Origin of the sequence: Mesorhizobium onobrychidis (assembly GCF_024707545.1) — a bacterium.
GTDB lineage: Bacteria > Pseudomonadota > Alphaproteobacteria > Rhizobiales > Rhizobiaceae > Mesorhizobium > Mesorhizobium onobrychidis.
Genome location: NZ_CP062229.1, coordinates 264,326 through 283,494 on the forward strand (window position 1 = coordinate 264,326; position 19,169 = coordinate 283,494).

The following is a 19,169-nucleotide window of genomic DNA, read 5'->3' on the forward strand; positions in this document are numbered from 1 at the left end:
CGGTGTCGCGCGAACCGCAGTCATGTCATAACCGCCTTAAGAAAGGTTTAGAGGGGCCATCTCGGGGCCTGCGTCAAGCCTGTTGAGCTTCTTCAGATAAGGCGTATCGATCACTCGGCGGCCTGGAGTTTTGGCCGAACCGGCGTCTTTGCCAGGCGATCGAGCAGCCTCTGGCGCTCGCCAGCGGCCTTTTCGGCACTGGCCTGCCTGACGTGACCATAGCCGCGAATGAGCGCCGGCACCGAGGCAAGTGCTGCCGCGGCCTCGACCTTGCCCGGCGCCAGCGCGCCGGCGACAAGCTCCAGGTCGGCCTCGTATTGCGCAAGAAGCTGCCGTTCCGTACGCCTTTCGGTGCTGTAGCAGAACACGTCGAAGACCGTGCCGCGCAAGCCTTTCATCGCTGCCAGCAGGCGGAATCCTTTCATCATCCAGGGACCGAAACTCGACTTCCTCGGTTTGCCGTCCTTGCCGCGCCTGCCCATGATCGGCGGCGCGAGATGGAATTCGAGTTTGTCGTAGCTCTGGAACTGCTTCCCCAGTTCGGCGGCGAAGGAGCCGTCAGTGTAGAGCCTTGCCACCTCGTATTCGTCCTTGACCGCCATCAGCTTGAACAGGTTCCTCGCGGCGGCTTCGGTCACAGCAGTCGAACCGGGCACCGCACTGGCTTCGGCCCTGCGCAGCGCGGCCAGTCTGTCGGCGTAGCGCTTGGCATAGGCGGCGTTCTGATAGCCGGTGAGGAAGGCGACGCGGCGGGCGATGATGTCGTCCAGCGTCTCGGCGACAGCGGCGTTCTGTGCAGCAATTCCCGGCTGGGCAACGAGGCCGCGCACGAAATCCGGCTGGTGGGCGGCGCGGCGGCCCCAGCGGAAGGCTGAGACGTTCATCGCCACGGCCTGGCCGTTGAGCTCGATCGCCTTTTCGACTGCCTCGGCCGACAACGGCAAGCCGCCATGCTGAAAGGCGAAGCCGAGCATGAACATGTTGGCGCCGAGCGAGCTGCCGAACAGCGCGGTGGCGGTGCGTGTGGCATCGAAGAAATGCGCCTTCTCGTCGCCTGCGGCAGTGCGGATCGCCTTTTTCAGCCGCTCGACAGGCAGCGAGAAATCCGCCGACCGGGTAAACTCGCCGGGCATGATCTCGGCGGTGTTGGCGAGGAAGATCGTGTGGCCCTCGCGCACCGCGGCGAGCACCTTTTGGGCGCCCGACACGACAAGGTCGCAGCCAAGCACAAGGTCTGCCTTGCCGGCTGAAACGCGGATGGCATGGATATCGTCCGGGCTGCGCGCGATGCGGACATGGGTGAACACCGAGCCGCCCTTCTGGGCAAGGCCGGCCATGTCGATCATGCCGCAGCCCTTGTCTTCGAGATGGGCCGCCATGCCAAGCACCGCGCCGATGGTGACGACGCCGGTGCCGCCGACGCCGTCGATGATCGCCGCCCAGCCTTGGTCGCCGAGCGGGAATTCGGCGGGCGCTGGCACGCCGTCGAGCGGATCGGTCGTGCCGGCAATACCCTCTGCCTTCCTGATCTTGGCGCCATGCACGGTGACGAAGGACGGGCAGAAGCCGTTGATGCAGGAGAAATCCTTGTTGCAGCTCGACTGGTCGATCCTGCGCTTGCGGCCGAATTCGGTCTCGACCGGCTGGATCGACACGCAATTCGACTGCACCCCGCAATCGCCGCAGCCTTCGCAGACCAGTTCGTTGATGAAGACGCGCTTGTCGGGATCCGGGAAGGTGCCGCGCTTGCGGCGGCGGCGCTTTTCGGCGGCGCAGGTCTGGTCGTAGATCAGCACGGATGTGCCCCTGACCGCGCGCAATTCGCGCTGGACGAGGTCGAGATCGTCGCGGTGATGGATGGTGGCGCCGGCGGGGAATTCGACCTTGCCGGTATATTTGTCCGGCTCGTCGGTGACGATGGCGATTCGCTCGACGCCCTCGGCCCGCACCTGCCTGGCGATCATGTCCACGGTCAGGCCACCCTCGTGCGGCTGACCGCCGGTCATGGCGACGGCGTCGTTGTAGAGGATCTTGTAGGTGATGTTGGCGTCGGTCGACAGCGCGAAGCGGATCGCCAGCGCACCAGAGTGGTTGTAGGTACCGTCGCCGAGATTCTGGAAAATGTGATCGCGCTTGGAGAACGGTGCCTGGCCGACCCATTGCGCGCCCTCACCGCCCATCGCGGTGAAACCAACGGTGTTGCGATCCATCCACAGCGCCATGAAATGGCAGCCGATGCCGGCGGCGGCGAGCGAGCCGTCGGGCACCTTGGTCGAGGAATTGTGCGGGCAGCCGGAGCAGAAGAAGGGGGTGCGCGAGGCGATGTCTGACGTGTCGGCGAGCATCGCCTGGAACTGGCGAAGTGTCGCCACCCGCGCGGCGATTTCGTCCGACGGGCCGATTGTCCGCAAGATTCTCTCGCCGAGCGCGATTGCGATGTCATTGGGGTCGAGCGCGCCCTTGGCCGGGAACAGCCCGTCGCCGCGCTCGTCCTTCTTGCCGACGACGACCGGCTGCATGGCGGTGCCGTAAAGGTTCTCGCGCAGTTGCACCTCGATCAGCGAGCGTTTCTCCTCGACGACGACGATGGCGTCGAGGCCGCGAGCGAAATCGGCGATGTGCTGCAGGTCGAGCGGCCACGGGCAACCGACCTTGAATAGCCTGATACCAATGCGGTTGGCGGCAGTCTCGTCGACGCCGATGTCTTCCAGCGCCTGGCGAACGTCGAGATAGCTCTTGCCGATAGTGACGATGCCAAGCTTCGGGCTGCTGCCGCCGGAATAGACGATCCGGTTCAGCCCGTTGGCATGGATGAAGGCCGAAGCAGCGGCGCGCTTGTATTCATGCAGCCGCTCCTCCTGGCCGAGCATGTCGATCTCGTTGCGAATGTTGAGGCCGCCGGGCGGCATGTCGAAGTCCGGGACGACGATATCAAGCCGTTCGAGTGCGGCATCGACCGAAGCCGTCGATTCGATGTTGTCCTTGACGCATTTGATCGCCGCCCATGTGCCGGCGAAACGCGACATGGCAAAGCCGTAGAGCCCATAGTCGATGATCTCCTGGACCCCGGCCGGATTGAGGATCGGCACCATGGTGTCGACGAACAGGAACTCGGTCGCGTGCGCGTTGGTCGAGGATTCGGCCATGTGGTCGTCGCCCATCAGGGCAAGCACGCCGCCATATCTGGACGAGCCGGCGAGGTTGGCATGGCGGAACACGTCGCCGGAGCGATCGACGCCCGGTCCCTTGCCGTACCAGACAGAAAAGACGCCGTCATGCGTGCCCTCGCCCAGCAATTCGGCCTGCTGCGATCCCCAGCATGCCGTGGCCGCGAGTTCTTCGTTGAGGCCGGGCTGAAAGACGATGTCCGACTGGGCGAGCTGCTTCCTGGCCTTCCAAAGCTGCATGTCGAGGCCGCCGAGCGGCGAGCCGCGATAGCCGGAGACGAAACCGGCGGTGTTCAGGCCAGCCCGGCGGTCGCGCTCGCGCTGCATCAGCAGCATGCGGATGACCGCCTGCGCGCCGGAAAGGAAGATGCGCTCCTTTCCCAGGTCGAACTTGTCGTCGAGCGCGACATTGTGCAGTGTCATCAGGCATTTCCTCTGCGGAGGCCGCAGTTCGAGCGCAGCCAACGTCGGAGTCGAGTACCTACAGTCTTTCTTCCCTTGCCGGGGAGGTCAAACAAAATCGAAGGTGCCAGGCGGCGCGCAACAAATGATCCGTGCGCGGCCGTGTGACGCCACGAAACGCCTGTCGGGGAGGATGGCCGAGCACGAAAATTCCGGCGGCGGTCAGTGCCGCTGGTGACGCATCATGCAGCCTTTGGGCAATTGGGCTTCGGTTCGCCGGGCAGCTTGCCGTCGACATGGCCGGCCAGGTCCTTGTTGAGCTCGTAGACTGGCCCGACCACGAGAGGCCGGTCGGGCAGGACCGACTGGTCGAGCGAGGACGTCAGTGTCGTCTCGAAACTCTGCAGCAACTTGCCGCTGGAATCCTCGATGCGGATCGACACCGCATAGGGCTTGTCCTTGACGACGCAGGTGAGCGGCGGGCTGGTCAGCGTCACATGCGGCAGCTTCGGCCATATTTTCTGGGTGACGATGATCGGATCACCCCCGGCCGGGTTCTGGAAGGAGACCACGGCGACCTGTCCCTCACCCACCGGCCGCAGCGGATTGAGGGTGATGACATAGGTGGCGATGCCCAGCCGGTAGTTGAACTCGAACAGCTTCCCGGAAATGGCGAACAGCTGGTCCTTGCCGGAGTCACGGCAGGCGCCGAGCGCGGCCGCCGCGAACAACGCCGCGACGACAATCATCGCGCGCGAGAATCTTTTAGACATTGGTGATCTCCCTCGCCGCGGTCCGGCGGCGATAGTATCGGTTTGCCTTCTGTCGATTGCCGCACACCGCCATGTCGCACCAGAGGCGGCTGGAATTGCGGCTTTTGTCGACAAACAGCCAGCCGCAGTTCGGACATATCCTCAGCCTGGCAATTGTGTCGCCGCGCAGCAGCGACAGCGCCGAGACCGCAAGCGCCGCCTCGAAGGCAATCGGCGTCGCCGGATTGCCGAACGGTTTTCCGGGCCTCGCGATTTCGGTGCGGCTTCGGGCGAGTCCGTCGGCGCAGGCTTCAAGGAATTCAGGCATGTCTCCGGTGGCGATCGCACCTTTCGAAACCGCACGGCGAAACAACCGATCGGTCGTCTCCCTGATCGACAGCACCACCGGCGCGATCTTTTCAGGCGCCGGCGCTGCGAGCGGCCTGCCGCCGAGTTCGGCGGCGCGAAAGCCGCTCGCCGCTTCGGCAAAGCGGGCGATCTCGGCCGGATCGTCGAAACGGTCGAAGGTTTTTTCCGGATCGCTCCGCAAGACGACGGTGTTCGCCGTGTCGAGCGCAAGCATGCCACCGGTGAAGCGGTGCGGAGTCCAGGATACTGCCATACGGCGAATCTAACCGATAAATCGCGTTTGACAAGTTAGATTCCGGGTGCAACGCTCGTCACGGAGGCGATCGCCATTGCCTTGTCTTGAGAACGTCGTTCGTCCCAAACCGCTGCGCCCCGATTGCGGGGCATGCATCGAGGACATTGCATGCTCTATTTCTTCCAGCAGGTTCTGAACGGGCTGCATTCGGGCGCGCTCTACGCATTGCTTGCCTTCGGCTACGTGCTGACCAACGGCATCCTGCACCGCACCAATCTTGCCTATGGGGCGCTGTTCGCCTTTTGCGGGCATACGGTGATCCTCACCGCGGCGTTCGGCTATCAGGCGCTGTGGCTGACGCTGTTTGCATCGGTTGCGCTCGGCGTAGCTGCGGCGTTCCTTTATGCGGCGCTGATCAGCCATGTCTTGTCGCGAAGCATCTTCGAACCGTTGGCCGACCGCTCGCCCAACGCCATCGTGGTGACGACGCTCGGCATATTGCTGGCCTTGTCGGAAGCCAGCCGTATCGCCGCCGATACCCATGACTTATGGTTGCCGCCAATGCTGGCCCAGCCCATCGTCTTCGCGCAGAATGCCAGCTTCAAGGCCACGTTGACGCTGATCCAATTGCTCGATTGCGCCGCCGTGCTGGCGGGCATCGCACTGGCTGCATGGGGCTTCACATATTCGAGCTTCGGCCGGAGCTGGCGCGCCGTATCCGACGATCCCAAGGCGGCGGCGATGTGCGGCGTCGATGTTCGCGCGGTATTTCGGCGTGCGGTGCTTTTCGGCGGCCTTTGCGCGGCACTGGCCGGCGTGCTCGCCGCCTTCTACTACGGCAACATCAGCTTCGGCACAGGGTTGGTCTACGGGCTGAAAATCCTGTTTGTGACGGCGGTGGGCGGCTATCTCTCGCCGTTGCGGGCAGCACTTGGCGCTGCCGCCTTCGGCATGGCCGAATCGCTGTGGGCCGGCTACTTCCCGCTCGAGTGGCGCGATGCCTGGATGTATCTGTTCCTCGTCGCCATGCTGGTGCTGATCGGCACCGGCCGCGATCAGGGCAAGATCGCCTGACTGCACCAAACCTAGGTAGACTTTGGTTGCATGACATCTACAGCGCGCGCGTCCTCTCGGACCGCGCAAAGGACGCTGTAGCACTTTGATTTTGCGCATGATCCCCAGCGAAAATCGATTCCGATTCTCGGGGTCATGCGCCGCGTCAGGCTGTTTCGCCCCTTCCTCATCTCACAAGCCCCTTCCTCACTTCACAAGATTGTTTAACTCGGTCTGCCCTGTGTTGACCCGCCGTGCCACGCACGGCATACCGTTGGGCCACATCGAGGCGGCGGAAAACAAGCAGGATTTGGCACGCCGCTGATACTTTGAGTCACGCATCGTGCTTTCCGAAAATCGACACCGATTTTCGAGCCGATGCGTAAAGGGAGGAATGTATGGCAGGGCTTCTCACTCTATCCAGAACCATTGACCGGGTGAACGAATTCATCGGCAAATGGGTGTCGTGGCTGATCCTGCTGGCAATCCTGGTCAGCGCCGCCAATGCCGTCATCCGCAAGACCTTCGACATGTCGTCGAACGCCTGGCTGGAACTGCAATGGTATTTGTTCGGCGCCGCCTTCATGCTGGCCGCCGCCTACACGCTGAAGCAGAACGACCATATCCGCATCGACATCGTCTACGGCATGTTCTCGCGCCGCGTGCAGCACTGGATCGACCTTCTCGGTCACCTTTTTTTCCTGATGCCGTTCGTGACGCTGATGGTGATCTATTTCGTACCCTATGTGTCGCTCTCGTTTCGCAGCGGCGAAATGTCGAACAATTCCGGCGGGCTGATCATCTGGCCGGCAAAGGCGATCCTGCTGGCCGGCTTTTTCCTGCTCGCGCTCCAGGGCATCTCCGAGATCATCAAGAAGATCGCCATCATGCGCGGCGACATGGACGATCCCACGCCGTTCATATCGGTGCATGAGCAGGCCGAGCTCGAAGCGAAGGCGCTCGCCGAAGAGGTGCGCTCGTGATCGAGTTCATCGCCCAGAACATGGCGCCGATCATGTTCGCCTCGCTGGTCATCTTCCTGCTGATCGGCTACCCGGTCGCCTTCTCACTCGCCGCCAACGGCCTGCTGTTCTTCTTCATCGGCGTTGTGCTGTCACCCTATTCGGGCGGCTCGATCAATCTCGCCTGGCCGCTGTTGCACGCACTGCCGGACAATTTCTACGGCAGCCGGGTGATGTCGAACGACACCCTGCTGGCCATCCCGTTCTTTACCTTCATGGGCATCGTGCTCGAACGATCGGGCATGGCCGAAGACCTTCTCGACACGATCGGCCAATTGTTCGGACCGATCCGCGGCGGCCTCGCCTATGCCGTGATCTTCGTCGGCGCGCTGCTTGCCGCAACCACGGGTGTGGTGGCTGCCTCCGTCATCGCCATGGGCCTGATTTCGCTGCCGATCATGCTGCGCTACGGCTATGACCGTCGTGTAGCGTCCGGCGTCATTGCCGCATCGGGCACGCTCGCCCAGATCATTCCGCCCTCGCTGGTGCTGATCGTTTTGGCCGATCAGCTCGGCCGCTCGGTCGGCGACATGTATGCGGGCGCTCTGATTCCCGGCCTTGTGCTGACCGGCCTCTATACGCTCTACATCCTGACCATGTCGATTGTCCGGCCGAAGTCGATGCCGGCCCTGCCGCTGGAGGCCCGCACGCTCGGCCACGGCATCCTGTCGCTGCTGGTGGCGGTGCTGGCGGCAGTCGTGGTTTCCTACGCGGCCTATCGCTATCTTGCGCCCTCGCAGGGCCAAAACGCCGATATCCTCGGCGCCACCATCGGCGTGATCCTCATCTACGTCGTGGCAATCGCCGACCAGCGCCTGAAGATCAACATGATGTCGCGGCTGGCGCAGCAGGTGATCATCGTGCTGATCCCGCCGCTGGCGCTGATCTTCCTGGTGTTGGGCACCATCTTTCTCGGCATCGCCACACCGACCGAGGGCGGCGCCATGGGCGCTGTCGGCGCGCTGATCATGGCGGCGATGAAGGGACGGCTGTCGCTGGACGTGATCAAGCAGGCGCTGGCCTCAACGACGCGGCTGTCGTCCTTCGTGCTGTTCATCCTGATCGGCGCGCGCGTGTTCTCGCTCACCTTCTACGGCGTCAACGGCCATATCTGGGTCGAACACCTCCTGACATCGCTGCCGGGCGGCGAGATCGGCTTCTTGATCGGGGTGAACATCCTCGTCTTCTTGCTCGCCTTCTTCCTCGATTTCTTCGAACTCGCCTTCATCATCGTGCCGCTTTTGGCGCCGGCCGCCGACAAGCTCGGCATCGACCTCATCTGGTTCGGCGTGCTGCTCGGCGTCAACATGCAGACAAGCTTCATGCATCCACCCTTTGGCTTCGCGCTATTCTACCTGCGTTCGGTCGCCGCCCGGGTGCCCTATCTCGATCGCCTCACCGGCAAGAAGATCGCGCCGGTGACAACCGGCCAGATCTATTGGGGCGCGGTTCCCTTCGTTTGCATCCAAGTCATCATGATCGGGTTGACCATCGCCTTCCCGCAGATGGTGATGCATTACAAGGGCACACCAGTCGATCCGGGCACGATCGATTACCAGGTACCGGAAACGCCGGGCCTGTCGCCGCTTGGCACACCGCCGGCGGATGGCGGCACGGCGCCGACCGCGCCTGCACCGGACCTATCGCAGCCGCCGAGTTTCGGTGAAACGCCGCCTGCCAAGCCAGCAGCGCCAGCACCCGATCTGTCCCAACCACCGAGTTTCAATTGATGCCGGAGGCTCAACAGACATGAAAGCGGTGCGGCTGGAGGGCGTGGGCAGCATTGCTTTGCGCGAGGTCGGCAAACCGTCCGCCGGACCGGACGATCTCCTGGTACGGATCGAGGCATGCGGCGTCTGCGGCACCGACCGGCATCTTTTCCATGGCGAATTTCCCTGTACGCCGCCGGTGACGCTCGGACATGAATTCTCGGGGATCGTCGAGGCGATTGGAACCGCTGTGTCCGGCTTTTCCGTCGGCGATCGCGTTACCGGCGATCCCAACATCGCCTGCGGGCGCTGTCCGCACTGCCATGCCGGCCGCATCAATCTCTGCCATAATCTGGTTGCCATCGGCATCCGCCGCGACGGCGGCTTCGCCGAATACGTCGTGCTGCCTCAGAACCAGGCCTTCCTCCTTCCGAAAGACCTGAAGCCGACGCATGGCGCGTTCTGCGAGCCGCTTGGCTGCTGCCTGCATGGCGTGGACCTGGCGCAGATCAGACCCGGCTCCTCGGTCGCCGTGCTTGGCGGCGGCGTGATCGGCCTGCTCACCGTGCAACTGGCGAGGCTTGCCGGCGCGACGACAATCATCCTGTCGACGCGGCAGGCCTCGCGGCGTGCCCTCGCCGAAGAATTGGGCGCAACGGCGACGGTCGACCCAAGCGCTTGCGATATCATCGACACGGTCGTCGGTGCGTCGGGCCTGATGCCAGGCGGCGTCGATGTGGTGTTCGAATGTGCTGGCGTAAGAGAGACAGTCGAGCAATCGATGCGGCTGGCCAAAGCCGGCGGTACGGTTGTCATCGTCGGCGTGATGCCTCAAGGCATGAAGGCCGAGTTCGAACCTTTCGACCTGTTGTTCCGGGAATTGAGGGTCCTGGGCTCGTTTCTCAATCCGTTTACGCATCGCCGGGCCGCCGATCTCATCGCCTCGGGTGCGATCGAGATCGACAAGCTCATCTCACGGCAGGTGACGCTTGAGGAGGCGGCTGCGGTGATCGCCAATCCGCCTGCGCCAGGCGAAGTCAAGGTGCTGGTGGTGCCGCGCTGATCCGGCAAATCGAAGTGTGACGGCGCCACGCGTCCGAAGAGCGCATGGCGCCGTAACTGTTGTCAGAGCTTGCCGGTGCGCTGCTGGACCATCATGAAGGTGTCGTAATTGTACTCGGCCACCTGCGCCCAGAGATAGTGCTCCTTGCGGAAAGCCTTAATCGAGTCCCATATCTTCTTGAACGGCGCGTTCGAGGCTTCCATCTCGGCATAGACTTCGTTCGCCTTTTCGAAGCAAGCTGCCAAGATTTCCGGGCTGAACGGGCGCAATTTGGCGCCCCCGGACACCAGCCGCCTCACGGCCGCCGGATTCAGAAGGTCGTATTTCTGCAGCATGTTGGCGTCGGCGGCCTGCGCGGCGGTGTGCACCAGCGCCTTATAGGCCGGTGAAAGCTCTTCGTATTTCGCCTTGTTGAACATCAGATGGACGGTCGGCCCGCCTTCCCACCAGCCGGGATAATAATAATTGGGCGCGACCTTGTAGAATCCGAGCTTCTCATCGTCATAAGGGCCGACCCACTCGGCGGCGTCTATGGTGCCTTTTTCCAGCGCCGGATAGATGTCGCCGCCGGCGATCTGCTGCGGCACCACGCCGAGCCTTTCCACCACTTTGCCGGCAAAGCCACCGATGCGCATCTTGAGGCCCGAAAGGTCGGCGACGGTGTTGATCTCCTTGCGGAACCAGCCGCCCATCTGCACGCCGGTATTGCCGCCCGGCAAGCCAAAAAGGCCCTGCGTGGCGAGAAACTCGTTGAACAGGTCGATGCCGCCGCCGTGGTAATGCCAGGCATTGATGCCGCGCGCGTTGAGCGAGAACGGAACCGCAGCGCCCAGCGCCCATGTCGGGTCCTTGCCCCAATAATAATATGCCACCGTATGGCAGGCCTCGACGGTGCCGGCGGTGGTGGCGTCCGCGGCCTGCAGGCCGGGCACGAGTTCACCTGCGGCGAAGACCTGGACCTGGAAGTTGCCGTCGGTTGCCTCCGCAAGCATCTTGGAAAAGACCTCGGCGCCGCCGTAGATCGTGTCGAGAGATTTCGGGAAGGACGACGCCAGGCGCCATGTCACTTTCGGATTGGATTGGGCGATAGCCGGCGCGGCAAGCGCTGCTGTAGCCGCCGCGGCGCCCACACCGGTCGCGCCGGCCTTGCGGATAAATGATCGACGATCCATGAAGTCCTCCCTATTGGATCAATAGACCGACGTTCGGGAAATGCTCTGTACCCCGGATCGGCTTCGCGGCAGACAATACACGGGCAAGAAGTCGAGTCCAGCCATGGCAGCCGGTTTTGCCGGCGGCGTTTCCGCGAAATTCGCGGCGCGAACGCACCTCTTGCAACTTAAGTCTGACGCCGTTTCCGTGGACCATGCGACATGCCGAACTTGTCATGGCAAAGCGCCTTCGGATCGCCTATTTTAAAGGCAGAATATATCCCTGCACTGAATGGACCCGGATCAAAAATGCAGCAGCCGCTCGTCGCCATATCGACCGACGTCCGCCAGTTCGACAACTACACCTGGCACGCCGTTCCGCAGCAGTATCTGGAGGCGGCGCTTTCGGCCGCCGGCGTGTTCCCGGTGCTGGTGCCGTCCTTCGGCGACCGGCTCGATTTCGATGAACTCCTGTCATCGGTCGACGGCGTCATGGTCACCGGTTCGAAGTCCAATGTGCATCCCTCGCTCTATGGCGGCGATGCCAGCGAGGCCAATGGTCCCTACGATCCTGCCCGCGACGCGACGACGCTGCCGTTGATCCGCAAGGCAGTGGAGCGCGGCGTGCCGTTGCTCGCCATCTGCCGCGGCATCCAGGAAATGAATGTGGCGCTGGGCGGCACGCTGGCCACGGAAATCCAGGAGCGCGAGGGGTCGCTGGACCATCGCGCACCGGCGAGCGACAATCAGGACGAACGCTTCGCTATCCGCCAGACTATTTCGATCAAGCCCGGAAGCTGCCTCGCCGGCGTGTTCGGGGAGGGCGACATCATGGTCAATTCGGTACATCGCCAGGCCGTCGACCGGCTCGGACCGAAGCTGCAGATAGAGGCGGTCGCCACCGACGGCACGGTCGAGGCGGTTTCGGTGCGGGACGCCCGCGCCTTCGCCGTCGGCGTCCAGTGGCATCCCGAATACTGGGTCAAGTCGGACAGTGTCTCGGCACGGATATTCCGCGCCTTCGGCGACGCGGTGCGCCTGCACGCCGCAGCGAAATCCGGCGCGCGGGCCGCCGCGGAATAGTTCAGCCGTCGGACGTCAACGTCAATCGCTGCTGGCCGCCAGCGACAGCAGCGGCAGGGCTGGTGCGTAGGATTCGTAACCGTGGCCGTCGGCGACGCCGAAAGTGACGATCGGGTCGATGCCGTTCGCGCTGAAGGTGACCGTGCCGTCATCCTGCTCACGCCAGAATTTCGCGCGCTCGATGCCGGGCAAGACCCCGCGGCAATTCGCAGTGACCGTCAACAGCGACAGGCCATGCGAAACCTCAGTGCCGCGCTTGACCGCGCAGGACGCTTCGTCGCCATTGGCCACCAGCCTGTAGTCGCCGGGCGACTGCGCTGACTCATCGGCTGTGCGGCCTTCGCCTCCGCCGCCGTGAAACAGCTGAACGCTGCCGAACAGCGCGGCCACCGCTATCAATGCAGCAAGTGCTTTCATCCTGTGTGCTCCGCGTGTGTGGCGATAGATGAAAAATGATTTCAAAGCGTTAACCCGACGTTAATAGAATAGGACGATTTCCGCTCAGCTGCGCGCCTTCACTTTTTCCGTTTCCGGTACCGGCGTCAGCGCCCTCCCTTCCGAAAACCAGGAAACCAGATTGTCGACGCACAGATCGGCCATGGCGCGGCGGGTATGTTCCGAAGCCGAGCCAACATGCGGCAAAAGCGAGGTGCTGGGGGCGGCAAGCAGCGCCGCCGGCACGTTCGGCTCGTCGGCGAATACGTCGAGCCCGGCAGCGGCGATGGTGCCATTGGCCAGGGCTGCGGCAAGAGCTGCCTCGTCCACCGTGCTGCCGCGACCGATGTTGACGAAGACGCCATTCGGGCCGAGTGCCGACAGGATCTCGGCATTGACCGCCTTTTCGGTCGAGGCGCCGCCGGGTGCCACCGAGATCAGCGTATCCACCGCCTCGGCGAGGCCCTTCAGCGTGCCGTAGTATTCGTAGGACAGGCCTTCGATCTGGCGCCGGTTGTGATAGGCGATCGGCAGCCCGAAAGCCTCCAGCCGGCGCGCAATGGCAAGGCCGATCCGGCCCATGCCGAAAATACCGACTCGACGGCCGCGCAAGGTCAGCCGGCTCAAGCGATAGTTGCCGTTGCGCGCCCAACTGCCGTCGCGCAGCCAAGTCTCGGCGCGCGGCAACTCGCGGACGGTGTTGATCAAAAGCCCGATCGCCGTGTCGGCGACCTCCTCGGTCAGCACGTCCGGCGTGTTGGTTACCATGACGCCGCGCTGTGCTGCGTGACGGGCATCGACCGAATCATAGCCGACGCCGAAATTGGCGATGATCTCCAGATTCGGCAGCGCGTCGATGAGGGCTGCATTGATCCCGCCAAAGGCGGCAATGCCGCGCACCGTCCGGCGCATCTCGTCGGTGACCAGCGACGCATCAGGCCGTTCGATCCAGACGCGCCTGAACGTCCGGTCGATGCGGCCGACCGCGTGGTCGTTGAATTGGCCCGGCACCAGAATGGCGACTGCTTGCTGCTGTTCGGCTTTTGTCATGCACGTTCCACTGGTTTGCCGGTCGACTGGCGCACATGCAGTTCCGGCTTGATCAGTTCCTGCGACGGCCGCACCATCTGCCCATTGAGCTTGTCTAGCAGCGCGCTTGCGGCGCGGCGGCCGACTTCACGCTGGCCATTCCACACGGTGGTCAGCGCCGGCGTCGCGATCGCCGCTTCCTCGAGATCGTCATAGCCGGTCACGGATATGTCAATGCCCGGCACCAGCCCGGCGCGTGCAATACCGTTCATCAGGCCGATGGCGACGAGGTCGTTCCAACAGCAGGCCGCGGTCGGTTTGTCCTTCAGCGCCAGGAACTGCCCGGCGGCCTCGAAGCCGGCCTGTTTGGTGCGCGGACCGGGGATGCGCCAGGACGGCCTGACCTCCAGCCCTGCCGCTTCCATGGCGTTGACATAGCCCTGGTAGCGATCGCGGCCGGTCGAGGTCTGGTCAGTGCCGCCGATCATGGCGATGCGCTTATGGCCGAGCGAGATCAGATGGTTGGTGGCTAGCCCGGTGCCATAAGCATCGTCGCCGCGAAACACCGGCACGTCAGCGCCTTCGACGGTGCGTGCGATCAGCACCGCCGGCAGGCCGTTTTCCTCGGCCATGAAGATGTCTTCGGGGGGCGTGCCGATGGCCGGTGACATGATGACGCCGTCGGCGCCGAGCTGCAAAAGCGTGTCTATGAAGGTGCGCTGCTTTTCGAGCTGGTCGTAATGGTTCGACAGGATGAAGGTCTGCCGGCTGCGATCGAGCTCGCTTTCGATCGAGCGCAGTATCTCGGCGAAGAAGGGATTCATGATGTCGTGGACGACGACGCCGACGATGCCCGAACGCGAGGTGCGCAGGCTGGCGGCGCGGCGATTGTAGATATAGCCGATGGCGCGGGCATGTTCCTTGATGCGGTCGCGGGTGCCGCCGGCAACCAGCGGGCTGTCGCGCAGGGCCAGCGAGACCGTGGCCGTGGACACGCCGAGCGCATCCGCGATCGTCGAAAGCTTGATCTTCTGTGCCAGCGCCTTGCGCTCCCCCGACGATCTAGAGCTGATCCATGATCTCCAGCGAAAACCGGACTCCCACTTTTCGGGATCATGATCTAAACAGTTTAAACGCGGCCTTATGCCACCCTTCCGGAACAAATCAAAGTTTTTTTGCCAGCGCTTCCACCTCGACGTCGAGGGCGGCGCGGTTGCGCACACGAAGCCGGTGCTCGCGATGAACGATATAAAGGCCGCTGGCGACGATGATGGCAGCGCCGACGAGCGTCCAGCGGTCGGGAAACTGGTTGAAGACAATCCAGCCGGCAATGATCATCCCGATGATTTGCGAATACCGAGACGATAGCCTGCACCAGGAGCCAATGGCAGACGGCGCCGAACACGCTAAGCATCAGAAGGATGAACCAGCCACCACAGGCTCAGGGATGCATGCGGGCGTCCTTGGTGATCTTGTCGACAAGCTTCTTTTCGGCGCGCAGCGCGATGCCGACGACCTTGGCGTCGTCGGGTGCGAATTCGGCAAAGACGGCGCGGTTCGCCGCGTCGTGGCCGGTCGAAAACATCTCGTCGACGTAGAGCGAGGTCGTCACACCGCGCTCCAGCGCCCGCCGGTGGATCGCACTGAGCGTCGAGCGGTCGGCCGAAAGCACGATGACCGGCTGGATCGAGAGCGGATTGTAGATGTTGCCGGCGCGGTCGCGATAGGGTTCGCCGATGATGTCGGTATACTGCGCGACGATGCCGCTGGTCAGGAAGGCGGTGACATTGAGCTTTTGCCAGACGAGAAGGTCGTCCTGCAGCACGATTGCAAATTTCGTGTCGAACATGGACATTACCACTCGAGGTTTGTGAATGAAGCGATGTCACACGATCTAAATGGCGAGGCCTTCCAGGGTCTTGGACGTTTGTGCGTTGATGCGGCAGAAAACTGCGTCATCTCGGCCCCCGATTCCGTCGGCATGGAGCGTATCGAGGCCCGGTTCCACGGCAGCGCCTTCGATCTCCATCGTCACGATACCTACGCCATCGGCGTGACGCTGCATGGTGTCCAGACCTTCCGTTATCGCGGCGCGACGCATCACAGCCTGCCCGGCCAGATCATCGTGCTCCATCCCGACGAATTGCACGACGGCGGTGCTGGCACCGAAGACGGCCTGCGTTACAGGATGCTTTATCTGGAGCCGTCCATCGTGCTGGACTGCCTCGACACGATCGGCGCATCGCTGCCTTTCGTCAGGGATGCCGTTGTGACGGATCCTGTCTTTCGCACAAGGCTGCTTTCGGCGCTGGGGCCGTTGGACCAGAAGCTGGACGATCTCTTTGTCGCCGACTTCATTGCGCAGCTGATGCAAAGCCTGGCACGGCATGCAGGCCTGCCGGCGAAACCGATCCCAAGGACAGCATGGCGGGCAGCCAGCCTGGCGCGCGACTATCTGGAAGAAAATGTTTTCCGTATCGTCCGCTCCGACGAGCTGGAGGCGATCACCGGGCTGGATCGCTACGCCCTATCGCGGCATTTCCGTGCCGCCTTCTCCACCAGTCCGCATCGCTTTCTCCTGATGCGCCGGCTTCAACGAGCACGCCGCATGATCGAGGCGAGCGAGCCATTGGCGCAGATCGCAATAGCGGCCGGCTTCAGCGACCAAAGTCATTTCAACAGGCACTTCAAGAAGGCGTTCGGTGTCACGCCGGGCCGCTGGTCGGCACTGGTCCACGGGTCGTCAGCAGCAGCTGCCTGACGGCGTCAGCCGCGGATCATTCGTCGGCGTCGATCTCGTCATCGACGAGAACCATCTCGCCGTTCGAGAGGTTCGCCTCAACGCGGGCGAGCAGCTTGAACAGCGCCTTCTGGTCCTTTTTGTCGAGCCCCTTCAGCGCCTGCTTCTCGGTTTTCTTCACCGATTTCTCGATGGCGTAAATGATTTCGCGGCCAGTGTCGGTGAGGAAGATATGGGCCTGGCGGGCATCGGCGGCCGAGGCGCGCTTTTCCAGGAAGCCCTGCGCCTGCAGCCGGTTGATGGTCTTGGTGATGGTCGGCGGGCGAACACCGAGGCGGCCGGCAAGATTGCCGGGCGTCTGCCCGTCCTCACGGTCGAGCGCCAGCATGATCTGGTCCTGGCCGGCATAGAAGCCGTGCGCCAGAAGCCGCGCGGCGAGTGCCGTACGCGCCAGCCGCGCCGCCGAATGGAGCCGGCTCATTGTCGCAGTCTTGTCCGCCTTGGCCATGGTCATCCCTCTTCGGCCGAACCGGTGCGGACAGCATAGAGGCAGCCGCCCGGTTGGCAATCGACGATCAATAAGATCCGGCTTTGCAAAACAGCTTTGCCGGCAAGCAATGCGATGTCCGCCGTGGCTAATGCCAGATGTTTATTTCAGTTAGATGACAAACGACTTTTCAGTGCAGGTGCAAGCTTTCAGCAGGAGCGCCGCACACGCGAAACGAGACTCAATCAGCCTTTACCGCGACGATCATCAGGGCCTGATAGGCGTCCGCCACTTCGCGCATCGCCGCCTGCGACAGCGGCCCGGCGCGCCGCGCGATACCGTCCCTGGCATTCAGCGTATCCCGCCTGCCGGACCGGTCTTTGTACGGTGCGACAGTGGTGAATATCTGTTCGCTCAGGCTGTCGGGGAAAAACAGCTGGCCGGTCATCACCGAATTGTCATCGGGGAAGACTTTGAAGTGGATGTGGGTGGTGCGGCCGCGATACCAGCCGGGATAGATGGTGGCGAACGAGACAATGCCGGTGTCATCCGCCTTCTGCCAGCCGCGCAGAAAACTCTGGCCTGACGTATCGACATCCTGGCCGTCGCCCTGTCCCGGATAGCCCGAATAATGCCCTTGCGCGTCGCAATGCCAGATGTCGACGCGCGCGCCTGCAAGCGGCCGGCAGGCCGCGTCGACCACCTGCAGCCGCACATTGAGGGCAATGCCCGCTTTGCCTTCGGTGATATCGGCGCGTTCGAGCTTCGGGTCGAAATAGAACGGCCCCTCCGTCGCTTCCGGCGTGATCGCGCAGACGCCGGCACCGCTATCGAACAGGGCAAGCCCGGCATAGGGCGAGGCCGGCTGAGCCAGCGCGATGCCCGGCAGAAAGACGCCGCCGCCCGCGCTGACGGCAATGAGGCCAAGCGCCTGGCGCCGGCTCAACGGCAAGGAGGACGGTTTGTCGGACATCCGGCGCCTCTTTTGGTTCTTTCGAGCAAGCTGCCTCGTTCTTATCTAGGCAGTGAGACCAGCCAGCGCCAATGAAAGTTCGGCAATGTTGGGAAAGTCCGGCAATGTTGGCGACCTGTTTGGCCCATCGGTTTGCCGCGTGCAAAAGCACGGCGCACATCCTATATGGAACCAACAATCCTTTTCGAGGCCCAACATGAGCGATGCACAGACGACGCAGATTCCCGTAACCGTTCTCACCGGCTATCTCGGCGCCGGCAAGACGACGCTGCTCAATCGCATCCTTTCGGAAAACCACGGCAAGCGCTACGCCGTCATCGTCAATGAGTTCGGCGAGATCGGCATCGACAACGAGCTGATCGTGGAATCCGACGAGGAAATCTACGAAATGAACAATGGCTGCGTCTGCTGCACGGTGCGCGGCGACCTGATCCGCGTCGTCGAGGGCCTGATGCGCCGGCCGGGCCGCTTCGACGCCATCGTGGTCGAGACGACCGGCCTCGCCGATCCAGTGCCGGTGGCGCAGACCTTCTTCATGGACGACGACGTGCGCTCCAAGACCAGGCTCGACGCGGTGGTGGTGCTGGTCGACGCCAAGCACCTGCCGTTGCGGCTGAAGGATTCCCGCGAAGCCGAGGACCAGATCGCATTTGCCGATGTCGTCGTGCTCAACAAGACCGATCTCGTCACGCCGGAGGAACTGAGCAAGGTCGAGGCGACGATCCGCGCGATCAACCCGGCGGCCAGGATCCATCGCACCACCCGCGCCGGCCTGGCGCTGTCCGAGGTGCTCGACCGCGGCGCCTTCGATCTTTCCCGGGCGCTGGAGAACGATCCGCATTTCCTCGAGGCGCACGACGACCATGATCATCATGACCACGACCATGACGACCATGACGGCCATCACCATGATCATGACGGGCACGACCACCATCATCACGCCCACCCTTCCGATATCCATGACGTGACGGTGCAATCGGTTTCATTGCGCGGCGGCGAGATGGACCCGAAGAAATTCTTCCCGTGGATCGAGAAGATCACCCAGATGGAAGGCCCAAACATCCTGCGGCTGAAGGGCATCATCGCGCTCAAGGGCGATGACGAGCGCTATGTCATCCAGGGCGTGCACATGATCGTCGAGGGCGACCACCAGCGCGCCTGGAAGCACGGCGAGAAGCATGAGAGCCGGCTGGTCTTCATCGGCCGCGAGCTCGACGCCGAGCGGCTGAAGAAGAGTTTTGACGCCTGCCAGGCCGCTTGATTTTCAGGCCTTATAACGCTAGCGCTGCACCTTCTTTCCTTCTCCCCTTGTGGGAGAAGGTGGCCGAGCGAAGCTCGGTCGGATGAGGGGTGTTCCAGCTTGGCGCCAACCGCGCTTCGTCCAACACCCCTCAACCGTCTTGGCGCTACGCGCCAATCCACCTTCTCCCCCGGGGCCCTGGGGGAGAAGGTCGCGTCGCACCTAGCCGCGCTAACGATTCCTCTGCGCCGGCGAGGCG

Annotated in this window: 17 protein-coding genes and 1 pseudogene; 7 read left to right on the forward strand and 11 right to left on the reverse strand. The window is 63.1% G+C overall.

Annotation, left to right across the window (positions count from 1 at the left end; all coding sequences use genetic code 11):
• Positions 1-110 precede the first annotated feature (110 nt).
• From IHQ72_RS01200 to IHQ72_RS01210, 3 genes are all read right to left on the reverse strand, one after another.
• Complete coding sequence (locus tag IHQ72_RS01200; protein ID WP_258120774.1) at positions 111-3,590, reverse strand: indolepyruvate ferredoxin oxidoreductase family protein; 3,480 nt, start codon at positions 3,588-3,590, stop codon at positions 111-113.
• A 221-nt stretch (positions 3,591-3,811) separates the two neighbouring features.
• The gene (locus IHQ72_RS01205; protein WP_258120775.1) at positions 3,812-4,342 is read right to left on the reverse strand and encodes a hypothetical protein; all 531 of its coding nucleotides are present in this window, start codon (positions 4,340-4,342) and stop codon (positions 3,812-3,814) included.
• Entirely contained in the window at positions 4,335-4,943 is a 609-nt protein-coding gene (locus tag IHQ72_RS01210; RefSeq protein WP_258120776.1) for a CGNR zinc finger domain-containing protein, read from the reverse strand. The genes IHQ72_RS01205 and IHQ72_RS01210 overlap by 8 nt, the downstream gene beginning before the upstream one ends.
• A gap of 150 nt (positions 4,944-5,093) precedes the next feature.
• Here IHQ72_RS01210 and IHQ72_RS01215 point away from each other — a divergent pair, with 150 nt between their 5' ends.
• The 4 genes from IHQ72_RS01215 (at position 5,094) to IHQ72_RS01230 (ending at position 9,772) form a co-directional block, all read left to right on the forward strand.
• The gene (locus IHQ72_RS01215) at positions 5,094-5,999 is read left to right on the forward strand and encodes a branched-chain amino acid ABC transporter permease (protein ID WP_258120777.1); all 906 of its coding nucleotides are present in this window, start codon (positions 5,094-5,096) and stop codon (positions 5,997-5,999) included.
• Positions 6,000-6,376: 377 nt separating this feature from the next.
• A complete protein-coding gene (locus tag IHQ72_RS01220) occupies positions 6,377-6,961 on the forward strand; it encodes a TRAP transporter small permease subunit (RefSeq protein ID WP_258120778.1) in 585 nt (194 codons plus the stop codon).
• The gene (locus tag IHQ72_RS01225; protein WP_258120779.1) at positions 6,958-8,730 is read left to right on the forward strand and encodes a TRAP transporter large permease; all 1,773 of its coding nucleotides are present in this window, start codon (positions 6,958-6,960) and stop codon (positions 8,728-8,730) included. The genes IHQ72_RS01220 and IHQ72_RS01225 overlap by 4 nt, the downstream gene beginning before the upstream one ends.
• Positions 8,731-8,749: 19 nt before the next feature.
• A complete protein-coding gene (locus IHQ72_RS01230) occupies positions 8,750-9,772 on the forward strand; it encodes a zinc-dependent alcohol dehydrogenase family protein (RefSeq protein WP_258120780.1) in 1,023 nt (340 codons plus the stop codon).
• Between the two features lie 62 nt (positions 9,773-9,834).
• On the opposite strand, the gene IHQ72_RS01235 is transcribed toward IHQ72_RS01230, so the two are convergent.
• Positions 9,835-10,944 carry a TRAP transporter substrate-binding protein gene (locus IHQ72_RS01235; RefSeq protein WP_127318478.1) on the reverse strand — a complete coding sequence of 370 codons (1,110 nt, stop codon included), beginning with the start codon at positions 10,942-10,944 and terminating at the stop codon, positions 9,835-9,837.
• Positions 10,945-11,232: 288 nt separating this feature from the next.
• Here IHQ72_RS01235 and IHQ72_RS01240 point away from each other — a divergent pair, with 288 nt between their 5' ends.
• Positions 11,233-12,006 (forward strand): gamma-glutamyl-gamma-aminobutyrate hydrolase family protein, encoded by a 774-nt coding sequence (locus IHQ72_RS01240; RefSeq protein ID WP_258120781.1) that lies wholly within the window; start codon positions 11,233-11,235, stop codon positions 12,004-12,006.
• 21 nt (positions 12,007-12,027) lie between these two features.
• Here the strand turns inward: IHQ72_RS01240 and IHQ72_RS01245 are convergent, their stop codons facing one another.
• The 5 genes and pseudogenes from IHQ72_RS01245 to IHQ72_RS01265 all read right to left on the reverse strand — a co-directional run bounded on the left by IHQ72_RS01245 (position 12,028) and on the right by IHQ72_RS01265 (position 15,319).
• Complete coding sequence (locus IHQ72_RS01245; RefSeq protein ID WP_258120782.1) at positions 12,028-12,423, reverse strand: hypothetical protein; 396 nt, start codon at positions 12,421-12,423, stop codon at positions 12,028-12,030.
• 84 nt (positions 12,424-12,507) lie between these two features.
• Positions 12,508-13,491 (reverse strand): 2-hydroxyacid dehydrogenase, encoded by a 984-nt coding sequence (locus IHQ72_RS01250; protein WP_258120783.1) that lies wholly within the window; start codon positions 13,489-13,491, stop codon positions 12,508-12,510.
• Positions 13,488-14,510 carry a LacI family DNA-binding transcriptional regulator gene (locus IHQ72_RS01255; protein ID WP_258123697.1) on the reverse strand — a complete coding sequence of 341 codons (1,023 nt, stop codon included), beginning with the start codon at positions 14,508-14,510 and terminating at the stop codon, positions 13,488-13,490. Before IHQ72_RS01255 ends, IHQ72_RS01250 begins: the two co-directional genes overlap by 4 nt.
• A 124-nt stretch (positions 14,511-14,634) precedes the next feature.
• Positions 14,635-14,899, reverse strand: a pseudogene (locus tag IHQ72_RS01260) (EamA/RhaT family transporter); the annotation flags it as partial.
• Between the two features lie 12 nt (positions 14,900-14,911).
• Positions 14,912-15,319, reverse strand: coding sequence for a DUF2000 family protein (locus IHQ72_RS01265; RefSeq protein ID WP_258120784.1), 408 nt, complete (start codon positions 15,317-15,319; stop codon positions 14,912-14,914).
• 33 nt (positions 15,320-15,352) lie between these two features.
• Between IHQ72_RS01265 and IHQ72_RS01270 the strand changes: the two genes are divergently transcribed.
• Positions 15,353-16,231 (forward strand): AraC family transcriptional regulator, encoded by an 879-nt coding sequence (locus IHQ72_RS01270; protein WP_258120785.1) that lies wholly within the window; start codon positions 15,353-15,355, stop codon positions 16,229-16,231.
• Positions 16,232-16,247: 16 nt separating this feature from the next.
• Here IHQ72_RS01270 and IHQ72_RS01275 read toward each other — a convergent pair whose 3' ends face one another.
• Complete coding sequence (locus IHQ72_RS01275) at positions 16,248-16,718, reverse strand: MarR family winged helix-turn-helix transcriptional regulator (RefSeq protein ID WP_258120786.1); 471 nt, start codon at positions 16,716-16,718, stop codon at positions 16,248-16,250.
• Positions 16,719-16,938: 220 nt separating this feature from the next.
• Positions 16,939-17,670, reverse strand: a complete 732-nt coding sequence (locus tag IHQ72_RS01280) for an intradiol ring-cleavage dioxygenase (protein ID WP_258120787.1) — start codon at positions 17,668-17,670, stop codon at positions 16,939-16,941.
• 196 nt (positions 17,671-17,866) lie between these two features.
• Here IHQ72_RS01280 and IHQ72_RS01285 point away from each other — a divergent pair, with 196 nt between their 5' ends.
• Complete coding sequence (locus IHQ72_RS01285; protein WP_258120788.1) at positions 17,867-18,931, forward strand: CobW family GTP-binding protein; 1,065 nt, start codon at positions 17,867-17,869, stop codon at positions 18,929-18,931.
• Positions 18,932-19,169 lie beyond the last annotated feature (238 nt).

Coding starts and splice junctions, on each gene's coding strand:
- IHQ72_RS01215 (WP_258120777.1), top strand. CDS start 5,094: ATGCTCTATTTCTTCCAGCAGGTTCTGAACGGGCTGCATTCGGGCGCG.
- IHQ72_RS01250 (WP_258120783.1), bottom strand. CDS start 13,491: ATGACAAAAGCCGAACAGCAGCAAGCAGTCGCCATTCTGGTGCCGGGC.
- IHQ72_RS01280 (WP_258120787.1), bottom strand. CDS start 17,670: ATGTCCGACAAACCGTCCTCCTTGCCGTTGAGCCGGCGCCAGGCGCTT.
- IHQ72_RS01240 (WP_258120781.1), top strand. CDS start 11,233: ATGCAGCAGCCGCTCGTCGCCATATCGACCGACGTCCGCCAGTTCGAC.
- IHQ72_RS01210 (WP_258120776.1), bottom strand. CDS start 4,943: ATGGCAGTATCCTGGACTCCGCACCGCTTCACCGGTGGCATGCTTGCG.
- IHQ72_RS01200 (WP_258120774.1), bottom strand. CDS start 3,590: ATGACACTGCACAATGTCGCGCTCGACGACAAGTTCGACCTGGGAAAG.
- IHQ72_RS01265 (WP_258120784.1), bottom strand. CDS start 15,319: ATGTTCGACACGAAATTTGCAATCGTGCTGCAGGACGACCTTCTCGTC.
- IHQ72_RS01285 (WP_258120788.1), top strand. CDS start 17,867: ATGAGCGATGCACAGACGACGCAGATTCCCGTAACCGTTCTCACCGGC.
- IHQ72_RS01245 (WP_258120782.1), bottom strand. CDS start 12,423: ATGAAAGCACTTGCTGCATTGATAGCGGTGGCCGCGCTGTTCGGCAGC.
- IHQ72_RS01205 (WP_258120775.1), bottom strand. CDS start 4,342: ATGTCTAAAAGATTCTCGCGCGCGATGATTGTCGTCGCGGCGTTGTTC.
- IHQ72_RS01270 (WP_258120785.1), top strand. CDS start 15,353: ATGTCACACGATCTAAATGGCGAGGCCTTCCAGGGTCTTGGACGTTTG.
- IHQ72_RS01230 (WP_258120780.1), top strand. CDS start 8,750: ATGAAAGCGGTGCGGCTGGAGGGCGTGGGCAGCATTGCTTTGCGCGAG.
- IHQ72_RS01220 (WP_258120778.1), top strand. CDS start 6,377: ATGGCAGGGCTTCTCACTCTATCCAGAACCATTGACCGGGTGAACGAA.
- IHQ72_RS01235 (WP_127318478.1), bottom strand. CDS start 10,944: ATGGATCGTCGATCATTTATCCGCAAGGCCGGCGCGACCGGTGTGGGC.
- IHQ72_RS01275 (WP_258120786.1), bottom strand. CDS start 16,718: ATGGCCAAGGCGGACAAGACTGCGACAATGAGCCGGCTCCATTCGGCG.